The organism is Streptomyces milbemycinicus (genome assembly GCF_002154605.1).
Classification (GTDB): Bacteria; Actinomycetota; Actinomycetes; order Streptomycetales; family Streptomycetaceae; genus Streptomyces; species Streptomyces milbemycinicus.
Genome location: NZ_MUNE01000100.1, coordinates 24,368 through 42,506 on the forward strand (window position 1 = coordinate 24,368; position 18,139 = coordinate 42,506).

19 protein-coding genes and 4 pseudogenes are annotated in these 18,139 nt (G+C 68.0%); 16 read left to right on the forward strand and 7 right to left on the reverse strand.

The genetic code is table 11. The features are described from left to right. Window positions 1-589: 589 nt before the first annotated feature. From CCN51_RS59165 to CCN51_RS09020, 6 genes are all read left to right on the forward strand, one after another. A complete protein-coding gene (locus CCN51_RS59165) occupies window positions 590-712 on the forward strand; it encodes a hypothetical protein (protein WP_014173831.1) in 123 nt (40 codons plus the stop codon). Window positions 713-849: 137 nt separating this feature from the next. Next, complete coding sequence (locus tag CCN51_RS09000) at window positions 850-1,272, forward strand: hypothetical protein (protein WP_014173830.1); 423 nt, start codon at window positions 850-852, stop codon at window positions 1,270-1,272. A 57-nt stretch (window positions 1,273-1,329) separates the two neighbouring features. Beyond that, window positions 1,330-1,863, forward strand: coding sequence for a tyrosine-type recombinase/integrase (locus tag CCN51_RS09005; protein WP_014173829.1), 534 nt, complete (start codon window positions 1,330-1,332; stop codon window positions 1,861-1,863). Next, window positions 1,860-2,189, forward strand: coding sequence for a helix-turn-helix domain-containing protein (locus CCN51_RS09010; RefSeq protein WP_014173828.1), 330 nt, complete (start codon window positions 1,860-1,862; stop codon window positions 2,187-2,189). Before CCN51_RS09005 ends, CCN51_RS09010 begins: the two co-directional genes overlap by 4 nt. Further along, entirely contained in the window at window positions 2,186-3,814 is a 1,629-nt protein-coding gene (locus tag CCN51_RS09015) for a hypothetical protein (protein ID WP_014173827.1), read from the forward strand. The genes CCN51_RS09010 and CCN51_RS09015 overlap by 4 nt, the downstream gene beginning before the upstream one ends. 7 nt (window positions 3,815-3,821) lie before the next feature. Beyond that, window positions 3,822-4,298, forward strand: coding sequence for a hypothetical protein (locus CCN51_RS09020; RefSeq protein WP_106436309.1), 477 nt, complete (start codon window positions 3,822-3,824; stop codon window positions 4,296-4,298). A gap of 436 nt (window positions 4,299-4,734) precedes the next feature. On the opposite strand, the gene CCN51_RS09030 is transcribed toward CCN51_RS09020, so the two are convergent. Then, a complete protein-coding gene (locus tag CCN51_RS09030; protein WP_014173825.1) occupies window positions 4,735-5,637 on the reverse strand; it encodes a LysR family transcriptional regulator in 903 nt (300 codons plus the stop codon). 188 nt (window positions 5,638-5,825) lie between these two features. Between CCN51_RS09030 and CCN51_RS09035 the strand changes: the two genes are divergently transcribed. Beyond that, window positions 5,826-6,119: a DUF1330 domain-containing protein gene (locus CCN51_RS09035; RefSeq protein WP_014173824.1), complete on the forward strand. Its 294-nt coding sequence runs from the start codon at window positions 5,826-5,828 to the stop codon at window positions 6,117-6,119. Window positions 6,120-6,323: 204 nt separating this feature from the next. Here the strand turns inward: CCN51_RS09035 and CCN51_RS09040 are convergent, their stop codons facing one another. The 3 genes from CCN51_RS09040 to CCN51_RS09050 form a co-directional block, all read right to left on the reverse strand. Continuing rightward, complete coding sequence (locus CCN51_RS09040; protein ID WP_014173823.1) at window positions 6,324-6,770, reverse strand: hypothetical protein; 447 nt, start codon at window positions 6,768-6,770, stop codon at window positions 6,324-6,326. A gap of 317 nt (window positions 6,771-7,087) precedes the next feature. After that, a complete protein-coding gene (locus tag CCN51_RS57100) occupies window positions 7,088-7,450 on the reverse strand; it encodes a DUF6262 family protein (RefSeq protein WP_014173821.1) in 363 nt (120 codons plus the stop codon). Continuing rightward, complete coding sequence (locus CCN51_RS09050) at window positions 7,447-7,776, reverse strand: hypothetical protein (RefSeq protein ID WP_014173820.1); 330 nt, start codon at window positions 7,774-7,776, stop codon at window positions 7,447-7,449. The genes CCN51_RS57100 and CCN51_RS09050 overlap by 4 nt, the downstream gene beginning before the upstream one ends. A 368-nt stretch (window positions 7,777-8,144) precedes the next feature. Between CCN51_RS09050 and CCN51_RS57105 the strand changes: the two are divergent. The 3 genes and pseudogenes from CCN51_RS57105 to CCN51_RS09060 form a co-directional block, all read left to right on the forward strand. Beyond that, window positions 8,145-8,279, forward strand: a pseudogene (locus CCN51_RS57105) (integrase); the annotation flags it as partial. Window positions 8,280-8,559: 280 nt separating this feature from the next. Continuing rightward, complete coding sequence (locus CCN51_RS56350; RefSeq protein WP_211303212.1) at window positions 8,560-8,994, forward strand: integrase core domain-containing protein; 435 nt, start codon at window positions 8,560-8,562, stop codon at window positions 8,992-8,994. A 22-nt stretch (window positions 8,995-9,016) separates the two neighbouring features. Beyond that, entirely contained in the window at window positions 9,017-9,769 is a 753-nt protein-coding gene (locus CCN51_RS09060) for a Tn3 family transposase (RefSeq protein ID WP_014173818.1), read from the forward strand. A 193-nt stretch (window positions 9,770-9,962) separates the two neighbouring features. Here CCN51_RS09060 and CCN51_RS09065 read toward each other — a convergent pair whose 3' ends face one another. Next, window positions 9,963-10,937: a LysR family transcriptional regulator gene (locus CCN51_RS09065; protein WP_014173817.1), complete on the reverse strand. Its 975-nt coding sequence runs from the start codon at window positions 10,935-10,937 to the stop codon at window positions 9,963-9,965. A gap of 109 nt (window positions 10,938-11,046) precedes the next feature. Between CCN51_RS09065 and CCN51_RS09070 the strand changes: the two genes are divergently transcribed. The 3 genes and pseudogenes from CCN51_RS09070 (at window position 11,047) to CCN51_RS09080 (ending at window position 13,721) form a co-directional block, all read left to right on the forward strand. Next, complete coding sequence (locus tag CCN51_RS09070) at window positions 11,047-11,670, forward strand: LysE family translocator (protein WP_043486183.1); 624 nt, start codon at window positions 11,047-11,049, stop codon at window positions 11,668-11,670. A 177-nt stretch (window positions 11,671-11,847) separates the two neighbouring features. After that, window positions 11,848-12,054, forward strand: a pseudogene (locus CCN51_RS57110) (alpha/beta fold hydrolase); the annotation flags it as partial. 149 nt (window positions 12,055-12,203) lie between these two features. Next, entirely contained in the window at window positions 12,204-13,721 is a 1,518-nt protein-coding gene (locus tag CCN51_RS09080; RefSeq protein ID WP_264349593.1) for an ISL3 family transposase, read from the forward strand. Between the two features lie 199 nt (window positions 13,722-13,920). On the opposite strand, the gene CCN51_RS09085 is transcribed toward CCN51_RS09080, so the two are convergent. Further along, complete coding sequence (locus CCN51_RS09085; protein ID WP_014173813.1) at window positions 13,921-14,334, reverse strand: winged helix-turn-helix transcriptional regulator; 414 nt, start codon at window positions 14,332-14,334, stop codon at window positions 13,921-13,923. Window positions 14,335-14,434: 100 nt separating this feature from the next. Between CCN51_RS09085 and CCN51_RS09090 the strand changes: the two genes are divergently transcribed. Continuing rightward, window positions 14,435-15,376, forward strand: coding sequence for an NADP-dependent oxidoreductase (locus CCN51_RS09090; RefSeq protein ID WP_014173812.1), 942 nt, complete (start codon window positions 14,435-14,437; stop codon window positions 15,374-15,376). Between the two features lie 20 nt (window positions 15,377-15,396). Here the strand turns inward: CCN51_RS09090 and CCN51_RS09095 are convergent. Continuing rightward, window positions 15,397-16,227, reverse strand: a pseudogene (locus tag CCN51_RS09095) (IS256 family transposase); the annotation flags it as partial. Between the two features lies 1 nt (window position 16,228). On the opposite strand from CCN51_RS09095, the pseudogene CCN51_RS59590 reads away from it, so the two are divergent. After that, a pseudogene (locus tag CCN51_RS59590) lies at window positions 16,229-16,406 on the forward strand (NF041680 family putative transposase); the annotation flags it as partial. Between the two features lie 108 nt (window positions 16,407-16,514). After that, window positions 16,515-18,131 carry an IS4 family transposase gene (locus tag CCN51_RS09105; RefSeq protein ID WP_043486179.1) on the forward strand — a complete coding sequence of 539 codons (1,617 nt, stop codon included), beginning with the start codon at window positions 16,515-16,517 and terminating at the stop codon, window positions 18,129-18,131. Window positions 18,132-18,139 lie beyond the last annotated feature (8 nt).

Consider the following 18,139-nt stretch of genomic DNA (forward strand, 5'->3'; position numbering starts at 1 on the left):
GCCGGCCGCGACCGTCTCACTGGGGTGGATGCGCTACCTGACGAACCCTTCCACGCACCCGGTGACCGCCGTCAGTAAACCGAGCAGGCCCAGCCAGACCTGCCATTTCTCCGGCGCGGTCCAGCGCCTGCGGGGCTTGGGTTCATTGCTCATGGATCATCTCCTCGGCTTGTTTTTGGGAAAAAAAAAGGCCCCTTGGTGGCGACGCCAGATCTTCACGGGAGGAGCTGCCCGGTGTCGATCCGTCGCTCCGACGGGGGATGCGGAGCGCGCAGCGAGTATGTCACGAACGAGGCCCCCGCACAGCACGAAGTCCCATTATTCAGGGACGGATTTCGAGCACGGCAGGACCAAGTAACGGCTTCTCCGTCGTCGTGCGACACCCCCGTGCCGTTCCTGGCGATGGCGCACGAGCCGCGGTGCCGTCCGGCGCGCACTGGCCGCACCCCCTCCTCCTTGCCGCGCCGGTCGGTGTCGCGGGGAGCGAGGGCCCGGGGTCTGCGAAGGCCCCCGGCGACCACCACTCACGGTGACCACGAGCCTTCAGCAACTGAGGAATACGCGACTCCTGATTACACGAGGTCGCCAGTTGACGTCCTACCGCAAGGTCGCCAGCACGCTGGGCCTGGACCTGCCCGATGACGACGACGATCTGCGTGACGTCCTCGAGGCAGACATGCAGCAGGTCCACGACCACTGGCGCCACCAATAGCCGCGCTCCTGCCGCGGTCGTGAGGGCGACCGTGCCCGCGCTGATTCGCAGTGAGACTCCACAACCGCTGCGCGATCTCGTGCGTCCCACTCTTGAGCGCCGACAGGAGCCGGCCACGGGGAGACAGGACGCGGGCCATGCAGAAGTACACGGTCGTCCAGCGCATCACGCGGTTCTTCTGGATCCCGCGTGGTGCGAGTCGGAAGCAACCGACTCCCTGCTGGCGGGTGATAGGGCTCTGTCTTTCGGTGCTTGCCTTCGGGGCCGGGGTTACCGCGGTGGGTTGGGACGATGAGTTCGGCGGCTCCTACATCATGGCGATGATGCTCCTCTTGAATGTCGTCGACGACATCATCGAAGGGGTACGGCACCGCTGGCCGGCCGCGCTGGCCGCAGTGGCGATCCTGTCGGGCGCGAGCTGGCTCACCAGCGCCGTCCTGCCCGGCTCCCTCGGCGCGGCTTGGGCAAAGACCATCGCCGCCGCCGTCGGCGTCACACTCGGGTTCGCCGTGGCCGCCGCGATCACGCGGCTCCCGGAGCGCCTGGCGGCGGCCCGGTGAAGGGTTCCCGGGTTCGTGTGACGTGAGCACTGGGCGCCCGCCCAGGTCGGCCTACGGGTGAGCGAGACATGCGGCCTCGACCTGGACGACATCAAGTGGGACCTGGGCCGCTTCGGCAAGCTCCACGTCCGCCACGGCAAGGGCGCCCGCGGCTCGGGGCCTCGTGAGCGGATGGTGCCGCTGATCAACGGTGCCGACCGGACGCTGCGGTGGTTCATCGAGGACGTGTGGGGCCAGTTCGACGACGATCACACCCGGCCCGGCGCCCCGCTGTTCCCGAGCGAGCGGAAGAACGCTGACGGTTCCGCCCGCCGGGTCGGCGATGACGCCCTGCGCAACGGTCTCGACAACGCCGTCGAGGCTCATCTGCCGGGCTGGATGGACAAGTTGACGCCGCACGTCCTACGGCATTTCTGCGCGTCCCAACTCTATGGGAATGGGCTGGACCTGCTCGCAATCCAGGAGGTTTTGGGACATTCCTGGATCGCCACCACGATGCGGTATATCCACGTGCAGCAGACCCGGGTCGAGGACGCCTGGGCTGCCGGGATGGAACGGGCCGCGAAGCGGCTGGAAGGACTGGCCCGATGAGGTGGAACCTGCGGCTGACCGCCGCGAACAAGGGTATCTGGAAGGCGTCCGAGCTCCAGCGGAGCCTGGCCGAGCACGGCCTGGTGATCTCGGCCGGGAAGATGTCCGGACTGTGGTCCGGCCAGCCGGTCTCCCTCAAACTGGACGACCTGGATGTCATCTGCGTCGTGCTCGGCTGCGAGATCAGCGACCTGCTGATCCCGGAACCGCAGAAGGTCACCCGCCCCGGCGAGGAGAACATCACCCGAACCGCTGTCGGCGCCGCCGCACCGGTTCCGGTGGTGGTACCCAAGCGCCGCGACGGCCGGTCGCTGCCGCCTGCATGAGCCGGTATCCGAAGGGCTACCGCAAGCCCACCGACTCCTGCGACGGCTGCCTGGCCTGGGGTGACTTCAGCGGACGACTCTGTCCTGCCTGCTACATGTTCGGCCGCAGCCACGAGACGGCCGCCTGCGCGGACTGCCGTCGCATTCAGCCGCTGAAGTGGGGCTACTGCCGTCTGTGCTGGTGCCAGGCCCGGCTCCACGCCAAGGCCTCTGCCGGTCGCCCGCCCGCCGAGGCCGACGTGAGAGCCCGGCTCAACGCCGTCCGGCACCACCAACTGTTCTTCATGGGCTTGCACTACCGCAGAGGATCCGCGCCCGTCGTCGCGCGACGCGGAGGGGGGCGGGGAGCCGTCCGGAAACCTCCACCCGCGCCGGCCTGGCGGCCGAGCGCCGACTGGAGACAGCTACCGCTGTTCGGGCAGGTCCCGCGTGACTACGGACGTCTCGACCCGGCCGACGCCGACCTGGCCAGCCCCTGGCTGGCCTGGGCGAAGTACCTCGCCTACCAGCTCGCCGAGGCCCGTGGCTGGGGACGCGGCATCCGCTTCGCTGTCAACCGCGGCCTGGCCCTCGTCCTCACCGGCTACGTCGAGGGCGACGTCATTCGGCACACGGAGATCTTCGCCCCGCTGCGGGCCCTGGACCTGCGGTTCGGCCACGTCGTCACGGTCCTGGAGGAGATGGGGATCTTCGAGGACGACAGCGAACCCTCCTTCGAGGGCTGGCTCGCCGAGCGTCTGGAGGGACTCGCACCCGCCATCCGCTCGGAGACCGAGCGCTGGACCCGCGTCCTGCGCGATGGTGGCCCCCGCAGCCTCCCGCGACGGGAAGGCACGGTCTGGCTCTACCTCAACCGAGTCCGTCCGGCCCTGCTGGAATGGTCGAACCGTTACGACCACCTGCGGGAAGTCACCCGCGACGACGTCCTCGCCTACCTCAAGACACTGCACGGCCGCCAGCGGCACGACCAACTCGTCGCCCTGCGTTCGCTGTTCATCTGGGCCAAACGGAACGGGCTGATCTTCCGCAACCCGACCATCCGGATCAAGGTCGGACAGTACGAGTACGCCGTACTGCAACCGCTCGCCCCCGCCGAGGTCGACCGCTCCGTCGCGGCGGCCACCACCCCAGCGACGCGGCTCATCCTCGCCCTCGCCGCGGTGCACGCCGCCCGGGTCGCCCAGATCGGCACGCTCATGCTCGACGACGTCGACCTCGGCAACCGCCGGCTGACCATCGCCGGACGCGTCCGCCCGCTCGACGACCTCACTCTGAAACTGCTGCTGGAGTGGCTGGAGCACCGGCGAAACCGGTGGCCGAACACCGCGAACCTCCACCTGCTGATCAACAACCAGACCGCCACCAAGACCAGCCGCGCCAGCAACCACTGGATCAGTGCTTCGATGCGCGGGCAGGACGCGACGCTGGAGCGACTCCGCGTTGACCGGCAACTTGAAGAGGCCCTGACCCACGGGCCCGATCCACTCCACCTCGCCGAGGTGTTCGGTCTCGATGAGAAGACCGCGATGCGCTACGCGGACTCCGCACGATCTCTACTGGAACAGGCCGCTGAACAGCAGCTTCGACGAAATCAGCTCGACCGGGACATCCCGCGAAGGGAATGATGGATGGGTGACGTCGACTGAAGCAGCAGCAAGTGCCCTCCAGGATCATGCCGCCCTCTGGAGCATGGGAGACGCGCGGGCGAGCGACATCGTCAATGCCGCCTGTGATGCGCTCGTCGCCGGGCTCGACAGCCCCGGGCTTCGTATCCTGGCAGCCTGCACGCGTGCTGAGGCGGACTACGACGTGCACGCATTGCTCCCCGAGGCACTCGAAGAGCTCGGCCTCACCTTCTATCCAGTTGCCAGTGAAGCCGGCCAGGAAGCCGCCGCGCGAGCCCTGGCACGTCGCATGCTCGCCGGCGAGCTGACACCTCGGGAGTTCACCTTCCGGATCCACCAGCGCCACGGACACGAGCTGGCCCTGACCGAACGGCTCGCCGAACTCGACGACGAGTACGACACCCTCGAATACGGAGACAAGACAGCGGCACAGGTCGATGCAGAGGTCACGGCAGAGGCTCGCCGTCTCGCAGCCCACCTCTAAGTTCCCACCGAACCCACGGATGCCTTCAGCTGATGCACACGGACTGACCCGCGAGTTCCCACTGAGCAGGCTTCAGTTTCCGTGAACCCGCGGGGCTCTCCGGCCTCGGGGAGCAATGGAACAGTGGTTGGCGTTAAGCATTGACCGACGTCATGGACGCCGTTGACGGCGGGCGTTCCCGCCGGTTACCCGTGCTTGTCCGGTTCGGCGTCGGCGAAGGCGCGGTATCCGCCGAGATCTCGGGCTGGGCGAGGACGTCGCCGCGGTGTACGACTCGGACCGGACCCGGGGCCATCATCGGATGCTGATCCGCCGGCGTAGCGAGGTCGTGTCGGACATTCAGCAAGACCGCCGTCGTCATCACCGCGAAGTCCGCCGGGCGCAAGGTCTTCGGCCTCGCCACCGCAGGCGTCCGTCTCGCTTGACCTCTTGCGCGTCAGTCCGGCAGCCAGTGCAGCTCGTGCGCCAGGGTTTTGGCGACGGCACGGATGCGGCGGTGTAGCGGCGACTGCTCGCGTGGGAGGACCAGGTGGATCGTCAGGCTGGGCGCGCCTCGCAGCGGTCGCCAGGTGAGACCGGCCGGTTGTGCCGTGACCGCGGCTTCTCCGGCCGGGGCGAGGGTGACCCCGTCGCGCAGGTCGCGCTGAGACATGTCGAAAGAGACTGCGGGCGTGTGGAATCGGGGGTGTGGTCGGGTGTCTCGGAACAGTGCGGACAGCTGATCGTGGATCACGGGGTTGGCCGCACGGTCCGGGAGTCGCAGCGGATACGCGGCCGCGTCGGCGATCTCGATCTCCGGGTGTTCGGCCAGCGGATGGTGCTGCGCCAGCTGGACCCCGACGCGCTCACGCCGCAGCAGGAACCGGCGCACGCCACGGCCCGGCTGTTCACCGCGGGTGATCCCGGCATCGATGCGGCCGTCGGCGACCGCGGGGGAGATCTCCGGTGTCGCCATCGGGACCGCGCCGACCTCGAGTCCGCTGTTGCCGCGAATCAGCCTGTCCACCAGGGCCGGTGCCGTCTCGGCCCCGGCGCTGAGGCTGTATCCGATGCGCAGCGTGCCCAGTTCACCGGCCGCCGCGCTTTGGGCGGTGTCCCATGCCCGGTCCAGCGCCGCCAGCGCGGGCGGCGCGGACTCCGCCAAAGCCGCACCGGCCGTGGTCAATACGACGCTACGCGTGTTGCGGACCAGCAGGGCCGTACCGAGTTCCGCCTCCAATCGGCGCATCCGGGCGCTGAGTGCGGGCTGTGCGATACCGATCCGTGCGGCCGCGCGGGTGAAGTTCAACTCCTGTGCCAGCACCAGGAAGTACCGCAGGCTCACCGTATCCGGCGCCACGTGCCCTCCCTGCCGATTGATAACGATCCGTTCTGAGTCTATCCCGTACCGGTCTTTCCCTCGACGGCACATCAAGCCCTAACCTGCGCATATGACGATTCCACTGACCGCAGTACCCGTCGCCGGGATCGATCGATCTGAGTGTCAATTCGAAGTCGGACGTGTCCGGCCGAACACAGGAGGTTTCCATGGCTAAGGGCTACTGGGTCAGTGTCTACCCCGCCATTTCCGACCCTGAGAGGCTGACTGCCTACGACAAGCTGGCCCGTCCGGCTGTCCAGGCTGGGGGCGGGCGCCTCCTGTCCCGTGGCGGTCGAGTCGTCGCCCACGAGGCCGGAATCACGCAACGCGTCGTTCTGATCGAGTTCGACAGCTTTGAACAGGCCGTCGCGGCATACGAGAGCGAGGCATACCAGAAGGCGCTGGCGGCCCTCCCCGACGGCGTCGAGCGCGACTTCCGCATCATCGAAGGCATCGACTGACCGGCGGGCCCAGCCATCGCTGAGCATCCGTCACCTGATACGCACACGGTGCTGAACGACGACTCACGAGACGAGTTCGAAGCCATGCCCCGCGTCCCAGTTCGTCGTCGACGTCCTCGACGGCCTGATCCCTGTCGGGCGGATCGAAGAAGCGACGCGACGTCCGGGCCAGCTGGACTGTCTCGCTGACCTCGTCGACGAAACTCACCCTCGCCCGAAGCGAACCGCTTCGTAGACGAAGGTCTTGGAGGACTGGCCGCGGCAGGAGTACAGGCCCACGCCCCAGGCGGAGGTGACGGGCAGGAGTACGCCACCGACCGAGTCGCTTTCGCACCAGACCTCGACGCGGCGGGACTGCGAGGCCCACAGGTTGCGCCGGTAGGTCTCCGTGTTGCGCTGCATGGCGTCGTCGAGCGAGTCGTACTGGGTCTCCTGGCGGACCATGCGGGTGCCGTCGGTGATCCACCCCCAGGGCAGTCGCCCTGTCTCCCGCAGGTGGCCGACCTCGCGGACGACGACGGAGTAGTCGCGGCGGGAGTGGCCGGTGTCCTTGTCCCACAGAGGCCCGATGCCGAGGTAGTAGACGTGGCGGACACTGCACGGCTGTGCCGCCGCCACCAGCTCGCAGATCGCCTCCCGTAGGGCCTCCACCTGCGCTTTTGTGCGGCGAGGCCGTTTTACGGAGCTAGCGTCGTAAGTGGCCATACCTCCAGTGAACGCCCGAGGCAGTGCCACTGTCACCGCCTCGGGCGCCCCCTGGGATCAGCTGCTCACGGCCTTCTTCATCAATCTGTGTGGCGGTTGAGCCGGGCCATCAGCTCGCGGTTCGCGGCGCGGGCGGCGGCAAGATCGTCGTCCCGCTCCGGGAGTTTCAGCTCCAAGTCGATCACCTGTTGTTCGAGGGTGGTGATCCGGGCCTTGAACTGCTCGGTGTCCTCGGGGCCGCCGATGCCGGACTCGCGCCAGACCTACTCGCCCAAGGCTTCGCTGAGGCGGGCTTCGAGGCGGCGGACCTGGGCGGCGAGCCGGGCGGTCCGGGCGTCGGCGGCCAGCAGATCGGCTTGCAGGGAGGCTCTGCTCACGGCGGGGCCGCGGCCTCCGGGGGTGGTGGGCGGCTCGGCGGCCCGGGCGTGGATTTGCCCGAGCAGGTCGCGGTGGCGGTAGAGGAAGGTGCGGTCGACGCCGGCGCGGCGGGCGATCGCTGCGACGCTGATGTCCGATCCGTCCTTTGCGGCCTGGGTCAGCGCGGTGAGCACACGCCGGCGCCGTCGTCCCGTGTCGGCCCGGCGTCCCTCGATCATCGCCTGGACGGTGGGGTCGGGTGCGGTCATGCGGGTCGCTCCGGTCGAAGGTCGGGCAGGGGCTGGCGGATGCGGGGCATGCCGAGGAAGTTCTGCCGCATCCGGCGGACGACCTGGGCAGCCCGCTGGATCTCGGCGCGTTCGGCTTCGGTGAGCGTCTCGACGTCCTCGGTGACGCGCTGGATCAGACGTCGGATGCGGGTGATCTCCGCGTCCGAGGGCATGGCCTCGGCTCGGGCCCAGTCGTCCGCCTCGGCCATCGACCGCAGTTTCTCCCGCTGCAGCAGGAGGTCGTCGAGGTAGGTACGCAGGTCGGGGAGGTAGGAGACGTCGGTGGAGAAGTGGTCGCAGCCCACACAACGGAATCGGAGAGGGCAGGCCGAGCCTGAAGGGTGTCTTTATTGCCCTACGGTGGTTGACCTGGGGCTTTGCGATCGCTCAAGTATGGGCATGATCAGTGATCGTGGGTCTGCGACTGCTCTACCTGATCTTCTGTCGACTACTGGGCTGCTTCCTGTTGCTGGGCCGCTCGACCGCCGCGAACAACGCCGAGATCCTTGCCCTTCGCCATGAGGTCGCCGTGCTGCGCCGGCAGATCAAGCGGCCAAAGCTCTCATGGGCTGATCGCGCCGTGCTCTCCGCTCTCGCACGGCACCTGCCATCCGCCTTGCGCCGCCATCGGCTGGTCACCCCGGGCACGCTGCTGACCTGGCACCGCCGTCTGGTGCGCTGGAAGTGGCGCCAGACGGCGGTCAGATCCGGTCGTCCACCATTGCCGGAAGAGACAGTCGCGCTCATCCAGCGCCTGGCGCGAGAGAACCCGACCTGGGGATACGTCAGGATCCAAGGTGAACTGCGACGGCTTGGCCATCGGGTCGCCGCCGCCACGATCCGGCGCCTCCTTCGCCGCTCCGGCCTGCCACCTGCACCGCAGCGCGCCTCCCGGCAGACCTGGCGCTCCTTCCTCCGTTCGCAGGCCCACACGCTTCTGGCTTGCGATTTCATGCACGTAGAGACCGTCTCCTCAGACGTCTCTATGTCTTCTTCGTCATGGAGATCAAGACCCGGCGCGTCCACGTCTTGGGTGTCACCCCCGCCCGACCGGCGCATGGATCACTCAGCTCGCGCGCAATCTGCTCATGGACCTCGGCGACAGCGCTGGGTACTTCCGGTTCCTCATCCGGGACCGGGACAGCAAGTTCACCACCGCGTTCGACGCCGTCTTCGCCAGCAACGGCACAGCCGTCATCCCGACCCCGCCGCAAAGCCCACGGTCCAACGCATTCGCCGAACGATGGATACGCACAGCCCGCACCGAATGCACCGACCGACTCCTCATCACCGGCGAACGACACCTGCGCACGGTCCTCAACCAGTACGCCGAGCACTACAACACGGGACGGGCCCACCGAAGCCTCGACCTACACGCCCCCGACGACGACCCGAACGTCATCCCCCTGCCCGCTGCCGCGGTCAGGCGCCGACAGGTACTTGGCGGACTGATCAACGAGTACCACACCATGTCACCCCAACTGCCTCACCACCCACACGAAACGCCCAGCTCAGCAGCCTAATTGGAATATTGACACCCTTCACGTGCTGCGGCACTGCACGGACGTGGAGATCGACCGGCAGTACACCGACACGCACGGCGCCCCCATCGTCGGCTTCGCCTTCGCCCACATGCTCGACTTCAAGCTGATGCCCCGGCCGAAGAACATCGGCTCCGCGAAGCTGTACCGGCCGGCCGGCGGTGAGGACGACCAGTGGCCGAACCTGGGCCCGGTGCTCTCCACCAAGACGATCGACTGGGACCTGATCGCCCAGCAGTACGACCAGATCGTGAAGTACACCACCGCCCTGCACCTGGGCACCGCCGAGGCCGAGCAGGTCCTGCGGCGCTTCACCCGGAGCGGGCCCAAGCATCCGACGTACCGGGCGATCGAGGAGCTGGGCCGCGCGGTGCGCACCTCGTTCGTCTGCGACTACCTCGCGGACGTCGAGATGCGCCAGGAGATCCACGAGGGCCTCCAGGTCGTGGAGAACTGGAACTCCGCGAACAAGGACCTCTTCTACGGCGAGGACGGCGACCTGGCCAGTTCGGACAAGGAGTCCCAGGAGGTCAGCATGCTCGCGCTGCACCTTCTCCAGTCCGCCCTGGTCCACGTCAACACCCTCCTGATGCAGCACGGACCCGAGGTGGGCGGACAAGCTCACCGACGCGGACCGCCGGGGCTTGTCACCGCTGTTCTAGACGCATGTGAATCCGTACGGACGGTTCGAGCTCGGCATGAACAGCCGTCTCGATCTCGGCCCCGCCGCGCCCATCCCCGGCCAGGGGACGGATGAACCGCAGCCCGCAGCCTCCAGGTGAAGCGCCGACGACGCGGCGGGGTGGTCGAAGCCGACTGCCGTGGCTTCGACCACCCCCGGGCTCCGGCTACGGCGGGGCCGACGCCGAGCCAGCTGCCGACGTCGATGGCCGGCTGGCGGGGCCGGCCGACCATCGACCAGGCGGTGTCGTTTCAGAACCGGGGGCTTTTCAGCCTCCGTGCGGTGAGTCCGATGAGCGTTGTTCTTCTTGCAGGGGAGCCTCCCAGGTGGCGGTGATGTCGCGGGCGACATCACGTAGGAGGTCGATGAGCATGTCTGCGAGTGGTGTGAGGCTGGCGTCGGCTTTGGTCAGGGCGTAGAGCTGGCGGTAGGGCCTGGGGCGGGCCAGTTCGCGATGGGTGGTGCCGGGCGCACGGGTCAGGGCCAGGCGCGATACCAAAGCCACAGCGCTGCCTGTGCCGACGAGGGCCTGGACAACGTCGTAGGACTCGGTCTCGAACCGCACGGTGGGAGTGAAGCCGGCCTCGCGGGCAGCGTCGTGGAACTGTTCCCGGGCGGCGTGGCCGGCCAGGATGGAAACCCACGATTCGTCGCGCAGTTGTTTTAGGCGCAGTTCGCTGTCCGCGGGCTGCCCGGTGGCCAGTGGGTGGTCGTCGGGTAGAACCACGACCATCGGGTCCATCAGGAGCGGGTGAGCGCGTAGGTGCGGGGGCGGCGCGAGCGGTGTGCCCCAGGACGCGACGATGGCGAGGTCCAGGCGCCCTGCGCTGATCTCGTCCGCTCCGCGTCCGGACACCACGTCTACGACGGAGACGTCGGCGTCCGGATGGCGGTGCCGCAGGGCCGTCAGGGCGGGTGGCAGCAGGTGCAGGGCAGCCGCCTGGAACGTTCCGATCCGCAGCCGTAGGGAGAGGTGACCGAGCAGTGCGGCCAGTTGCGCCTCGGCCTTGTCCGACGCCTCCTCCACGGTTCGACCGTGGGAGGCGAGCAGCGCACCGGCCGCAGTGAGTGTTGCTCCGCGAGGACCACGGATGACCAGGGGCACCTGCCAGTCGCGCTCGGCCTTGACCACCTGCTGTGTGACCGCCGCGGGCGTGAGCTGGAGGGCGTGAGCCGCCGCCGTCAAGGAGCCGTGCCGCTCGATCAACACGAGAAGCCGGAGCTGTCCCGGGTCCACCACCATTCACTAATCCTAACGCTGCACCCTTCTCTTTTAACTTCTCTTACGAGTACGGGAGAGGAAGCCTGGTGGTGCACCCATCGGCCGCGATCCCTGGAAGGGTTCTTACCTCATGCCTACGCATGTGCCCGTTTTCATCGCCACCACATTGCTGCTGGCGATGCTGCCAGGCGCGAGTACAGCCATGATGATCCGGCAGGTTCTGGAAGGCGGGCAACGCACAGTCCGAGGCACGCTCGCGGGCAACGCCACCGGCTTCCTGCTGTGGTCCACGGCCGCCGCGGCCGGGCTGTCCGCTGTCCTGCTGGCCAGCCCGCGCGCGTACGCGGTACTTCGGATCGCAGGCGGCATCGTGCTGATGATCCTCGGGGTGAACACGCTGCGGACCGCGCTCACCACCGTCTCCACCCGTCCGCCCCGCGAGGGCGGGCGCCGCACCGGCTTCGCGGGCGGATACCTCACCGGCCTGAGCACCAACCTCGGCAACCCGAAGGCCGGCGTGTTCGCCGTCTCGGTGCTGCCCCAATTCGTGACGGCGAAGGGCCCGGTGTTCCTGTCGACCGTCGCCCTGGGAGCTCTGTGGGCGCTCGTCAGTGCCTCTTGGTACCTGTTGCTCACCTGGGCCGTCGGCCGAGGGCGCGCCTTGGTCTCACGGCCGACGGTCCTGCGGGGGCTCAGTGTGACGACCGGCGTCGTCCTGCTTGGGCTGGGCGCCGCGGTGGCAGCGGGTGTCTGAGGGCCGGGCCGGTACTTCTTCCAGCAACCGACCGCGCGGGCCATCTGCCGCCCTTGTGTACCGGCAGCCATGAGGTTGCCCTGCACGGCTGGTGGCGACGAAGCACACCAAGACGGTCGCCCCGGCTTCACCGCCCACTCAGGCCCGGATAGATCCCACGTGGGAGCGAGGAAGCCGATGACGCACGCGATGACACCGGACGGAACTCGCATCGCCTACCAGCTCCAGGGCCAGAGGACGCCGCTGGTGCTGCTGGCGGGCCAGGCCAACAACCACCACTGGTGGGACTCGATTCGCGCCGACTTCCATCCCGCTCGCAGCACCCTCACGCTCGACTACCGCGGCACCGGCGACAGCGACAAGCCCGACACCCCCTACAGCACCATCTTGGGCTCTGTCGCTGATTTGGGGGTGACTGTCGTCGTTGGGCGGATGGGAACCATCTGGGTGTGGACGAAGCGGTGCGTGTGGCTGATCTCCTCTTCCCGGGTGTGGATGTGGAGGTCGACCGGCTGGTGCTCACGGATCTCGAAGTGTGTGTCGCCGTACGGTCTCGGGCTGTGTCGGCCGCCTGTCCCGAGTGCGAGCAAAGATCATCACGGGTGCACTGCTACTACGAGCGGTGCCTGGCCGACCGTCCCGTCGTCGGCCGGCGCGTGCGGATAGGGCTGCGGGCACGGCGCCTCGTCTGCGAGAACGCCTCTTGCGCCCATCGGACATTCACCGAGCAGATACCGGGCCCGACGCGCCACCACGCCCGCCGGACGCAGTCCCTCACCACCCTGCTCACCGACGTGGCGCTGTTCCTGGGTGCCCGCCCGGGAACCCGACTGTCCAAGCGAATGTCCATCACGACCTGCAACGACACTCTGCTCCGGCAGCTCCGCGCTCTACCCGACCCGGAGCCGGGCCCCGTCCCGGTCCTCGGCGTCGACGAGTTCGCCCTGCGCCGCCGCAGGACCTACGCGACGATCTTGATCAACATGACCACCCGTCGTCCCGTTGACGTTCTTGCCGACCGGAGGGCCGAAACCTTCGCGGCCTGGCTGCGCGGTCATCCCGAGGTGCGGGTCATCTGCCGCGATCGGGCCGGGCCCTTCCGCGACGGAGCCTGTGCAGGAGCACCTCAGGCCAGACAGGTGGCCGACATCTGGCATCTGATGCACAATCTCGCCGAGGCAGTCGAACGCATCGTCGGACGGCACCGTGCGCAGTCGTGCGAGCCTCTCGCGGTTCCCGTCGGCACACCGCCCGCCGCAGCAGCTGCCCAACGTGAACTCGACATCCATGGGCGGCCCCGTCCGCTGGTGTCACGGACCCGCGAGCGGTATCAGCAGATTCACGAACGCATGGAACCGGGCGACAGCATGCGTGCCGTCGCCCGTGAACTCGGTCTCAGCCGGGGCACCGTGGCCCGGTTCGCGCGGACCGCCGATGTCGAAGAACTCCTCGCTGCGGCCACCCACCGCCCCAGCCTGATGGATGACTACCGTCTCTACCTGCATCATCGCTGGCTGGAGAGCTGCACCAACGCCTCTGCCCTCGCGCGTGAAATCCAGCAGCTGGGTTACCGCGGTGACGTCAACACCGTCCGCCGTCATCTCCGGCCCTATCGCACCGGGGCGATCCCGGCACAAGCCCCGCTGCCCCTGCGGACCGTCCGCCGCGTCACCGACTGGATCATGCGTCGCCCCGAGCACCTCACGGACACCGAACGCAAGCTCTTGACCGACCTGTGCGAACGCTGCCCCGCCCTGGCCTCGACCACCGAGTACGCCCGCCGCCTGGCCGCCCTCCTGCGTGACCACCGCAACGAGCACCTGGCCTTCGAGGTCTGGCTCGCCGATGTCCGGCTCGACGGACCACACGAACTGCAGGCCCTCGGCCGTGGCATGCGCCGTAACCAGGCCGCCATCCTCTCAGCTCTCAACACCACCCACAGTTCAGGGCCTGTGGAGGGCAACGTCACGAGAATCAAACTGCTGAAAAGACAGATGTACGGCCGGGCCAACTTCGACCTCTTGCGGCGACGCATCCTCCTCTCGCCATGAGCAACCGACGAACCCCCAAATCAGCGACAGAGCTAGATCTTGGGGAACGTTGAGCAATTGTCAAAAGTTGTGGATCGCTGGACTTTGGCGTTCTGAGCTGAGCTGCGACGTGGGGCTACTGGTGGCGCAGGGTGAACAAGCCGGGCTGGGTCTCGATGACCAGTCCGAAGCCGACCAGGCACTGCCGAACCGGAGGCGATCAGGTCGTGACTGGCTGTACCTCCTGGGCGGCCCGCGCGTCGTAGGTGTCGCGGGCGTTCAGGACTGCATTGATGTTCTCCTCCGACCAGGCGCGGATCGCGTGCATCAGCGCGGTGACGCTCTCGCCCAGCCCGGTGGCCGCGTATTCGACCTTTGGTGGAATGGTCGGGAAGACCGTGCGGGTGACCAGGCCGTCCCGCTCCAGGGTGCGAAGGGTCTGGGTGAGCATCTTCTGGGTGATGCCGTCCAGTCGGCGCCGCAGCTCGCCAAAGCGCATCGGGCCGCCGGATAGTGCACCCATGACCAACATGGTCCACTTGTTGGCGAGTACATCCAGGATCTGGCGCGAGGGGCAGGCAGCCAGATAGGCATCCGCGCCGCCGTAGAAGCGCAGGTCGTCAGTGGTACCCATGAGGTACCTATATACCTTTGAAGTGCCTTCTGTGCAACGGTTACCGGCCCGCCGAGGATAGGGACATCCCAAGCGACTTTCCGAACAGGAGTGCATGACGATGCGCGCGATCACCCAGATGACCTTCGGCGGCCCCGAGGTGCTGGAGCTCGTCGACGACGCCCCCAAGCCAGCACCTGGACCGACGCAGGTGCTGGTCCGAGTCAAGGCGACCAGCGTCAACCCCGTGGAACTGTTCGTCCGCTCCGGCGCATTCCCGTTGCTGGGCGAGCCGCCCTTCGTCCTGGGCTGGGACATGTCCGGGGTGGTCGAGCAGGTCGACCCGGGTGTGCACCGGTTCAAGGTCGGCGACGAAGTCTACGGGATGCCGTACTTCCCGGCCGCGGCCGGGGCGAACGCCGAGTACCTGGTCGCCCCCGCGCGGCAGCTGGCGCGCAAGCCCGCAGGAATTGGCCACGAGGAGGCCGCAGCGCTGCCGCTGGTCGGCCTGACCGCCTGGCACGCACTGGTGGAGATCGCGCAACTGCGGTCAGGGCAACGGGCACTGATCCACGGCGCGGGCGGCGGGCTCGGGCACGTCGCGGTTCAGCTTGCCAAGCACCTCGGCGCGGAGGTGGTGGGCACGGCGAGCGCGGGCAAGCACGACTTCCTGCGCGGGTTGGGTGCGGACCAGCTGATCGACTACCGGACCCAGGACTACACCGAGGTGCTTCGGGACGCGCCGGTGGACGTGGTGTTGGAGACCCTGGGGGGAGGGAACGCCGAGCGTTCCTTCGGCGTGCTGCGGCAGGGCGGCGTGCTGGTGACGGCGGTGGAGCGGCTTAGCACCACCCTGCCGGAGCTGGCGGAGCAGTCCGGCGTGCGCTTCGCGGCGGTCGGCGTGGAGCCGGACCCGGCCGGCCTGGAGGCACTGACCGAGCTGGTCGAGGCGGGGAGGATGCGGGTGCACCTGCAGCAGGTCTTCCCACTGGAGAGGTTGGCCGAGGCGCACGAGGTGCTGGCTGCTGGCGGCGTGCAGGGCAAGCTTGCGATCACGGTCTGAAAGGATCGCGTGAGGCGTGATCAGGCTGCGGCGTCCTCCCGCCGCTCGCCCAGGAGCCCGCGTTCGAAGCGAGCCCCGGCGCGGACGAGCGGAACGAGGTGGGCGCCGTTGACCGCGCGCCAGCGGGCCTGGGCGGACTCGATCAGCTTGAAGACCATGGCCAGACCGGCGGCCCGGGAACCGGCTCCCTTGGTGACCTTGGTCCGGAGCCGCACGGTCGCGAAGGTCGACTCGATGGGGTTGGTGGTCCGCAGATGGATCCAGTGCTCGGCGGGATAGTCGTAGAACTCCAGCAGCACGTCCTGGTCGTCGGTGACCTTCGCCACAGCTTTGGGGAACTTTGCTTGGTAGAGCTTGGCGAACGCCCGGATCGCCTGCTCGGCGTGTTCACGGTCCTCGGCGTTGTAGATGTCTTGCAGGGCCTTCTTCGCTGCGGGCTGCGCGGACTTGGGCATGGAGTCGATCACGTTGACGGTCTTGTGAACCCAGCACCGCTGTTCGCGGGTGGCGGGGAAGACCTCGCGCAGGGCCTTCCAGAACCCGAGCGCGCCGTCGCCGACGGCCAGGACCGGGGCGCGCATGCCCCGGCGTGCGCAGTCTCGCAACAGGCCAGCCCACGCCTCGGACGATTCCCGATAGCCGTCTGTCATGGCCACCAGTTCCTTGATGCCATCGGCGCGCACGCCGAGCACGACCAGGACGGCGGCCTTGGCCTGGTCCAGGCGTATCCGTAGGTGGATGCCATCAACCCAAATGTAGACGTAGTCGGTCCGGGACAAGTCGCGGTCCTGGAAGGCGGCGTGGTCTGCCTGCCACTGCGCGGTCAGCCGGGTGACCGTGGCCGGGGAGAGGCTGTGGTGGTCAGGCACGGACGCCACCATGGCCGATGTCGACCGCTGCTGGCAGTCCTTCCTTCGGCGTTTCGATGTCGAGCACACATTTCGCCTGTTCAAGCAGACGCTGGGCTGGACGAAGCCGCGGTTGCGGAGCTCGCAGGCGGCCGATCGCTGGACCTGGCTGTTGATCGTCCAATGCCGCGAAGTTAGGGGCCTGGAGCCGGTGTCAAGAGGGTGTGAAATGCGGCGGGGCCTCTGCTATCCAGGGGATCGACCAAGATCTTCCCGAAAGCAGAGGCCCTGTGGTCCAGTCTGTCATGGGCGGCACCAGCGATGTGTTCGCCCCCGGCCATCTCGGTGAGTTAACGCAGGTCGTGCCCCCGGAGTTGATTGACGCGGTTCTGGAGGAGACCGGAGCGCGGGAGCGACGGCTGCGATGTCTTCCCTCCCGGGTCGGCGTGTACTTCGTTCTGGCTTTGGGATTGTTCGAGCATCTCGGCGCCCGACTCGTGTGGACCAAGCTGGCCGCGGGGCTGACCGCCCGCGTCCCCGAGCCTTCCGAGAAGGCGCTTCGTGACCTGCGCCGCAGGATCGGCCCGGCTCCGGTCAAGCGGCTCTTCGAGGTGTTGGCGGGGCCGCTGGCCCAGCCGTCCACTCCTGGGGTGAGTTACCGACGCTGGCGGACGGTCGCCTTTGACGGGTGCAGCAGCCTGATCGTCCCCGACCACGAACGGAACTGGTCCTGGCTCGGCCGCCCCGCCAGCCGGCTCGGCCAGGCGGGATATCCCAGACTGATGCTGATGACACTGTGCGAGACCGGAACCCGCGGCCTGATCGCGGCAGCCTTCGGCCCCGTGGCCAGAGGCGAGACGTATTACGCACAGCAGCTGACTTCGAACTTGACCCCGGACATGCTGCTACTGGCTGACCGAGCCTTCCACACCAATGACCTGCTCGCACAGGCCGCCCGCCGCGGCGCACAATTCCTGGTGCGTTGCACCAGTCGTCGGCATCCGCCGACCCTGACGCTACTGCCCGACGGCTCCTACCTCACACGCATCGCTGGCCTCACCCTGCGCGTCATCGAAGCCGAGATCCGCACCCGCACCGTCGACGGCAGCACCTTCGGCGAGACCTACCGGCTGCTGACCACGCTCACCGACCACCGCACCGACCCCGCCCACCAGCTCGTCCGCCTGTACCACGAGCGCTGGGAGATCGAGTGCGCCTACCTGGCACTGCGTCACACACTCCTCAAGGGCCGCGTCCTGCGCTCGAAGGATCCTGCCGGACTCACCCAGGAATTATGGGGACTGCTCACCCTCTACCAGGCATTGCGATCCGTCATGGTCACGGCCGTGGAGACCCAGCCTGGCACCGACCCGGACCGCGCCGCCTTCATCATCGCCCTGGAGGCCGCCCGCGACACCATCGCCCTCACCGCCCACCCGACAGCGATCCCCGGACACGACGCCCAGGCGGACCTGGTCGGACACATCGGCACCCGTCTCCTGCACGCCTTACTCCCCAAACGCCGCCCGCGGACCTCCGCCCGCGTCGCGAAGCGCGGAATCTCGCGTTACCACACCTGGAACCGCGATCAACGTCCCCGCGGCAGCACCCCCATCGCTGCCATCGACATCACGGTCCAGGCACCCGTCCTCCCGACCGCACAGGATCCGGACCGCAAGGCATCCAGCCCCTGGGACCGGCTCTGCCAGATCCTTGCCGCGCACGCCAACCAACCCATGCACGCCCACGACCTCGCCGACCACATGGGGCTTACGGCACCCCAATCCCGCAAGAACCTCGCTTCTCAACTCTGCCTCTGGACCCGCCACAGCCGGCTAACCCGCACCGCGCCGAACACCTACAAGATCACGCTCCCCGACACCTTGACACCGGCTCCAGGCCCCTAACTTCGCGG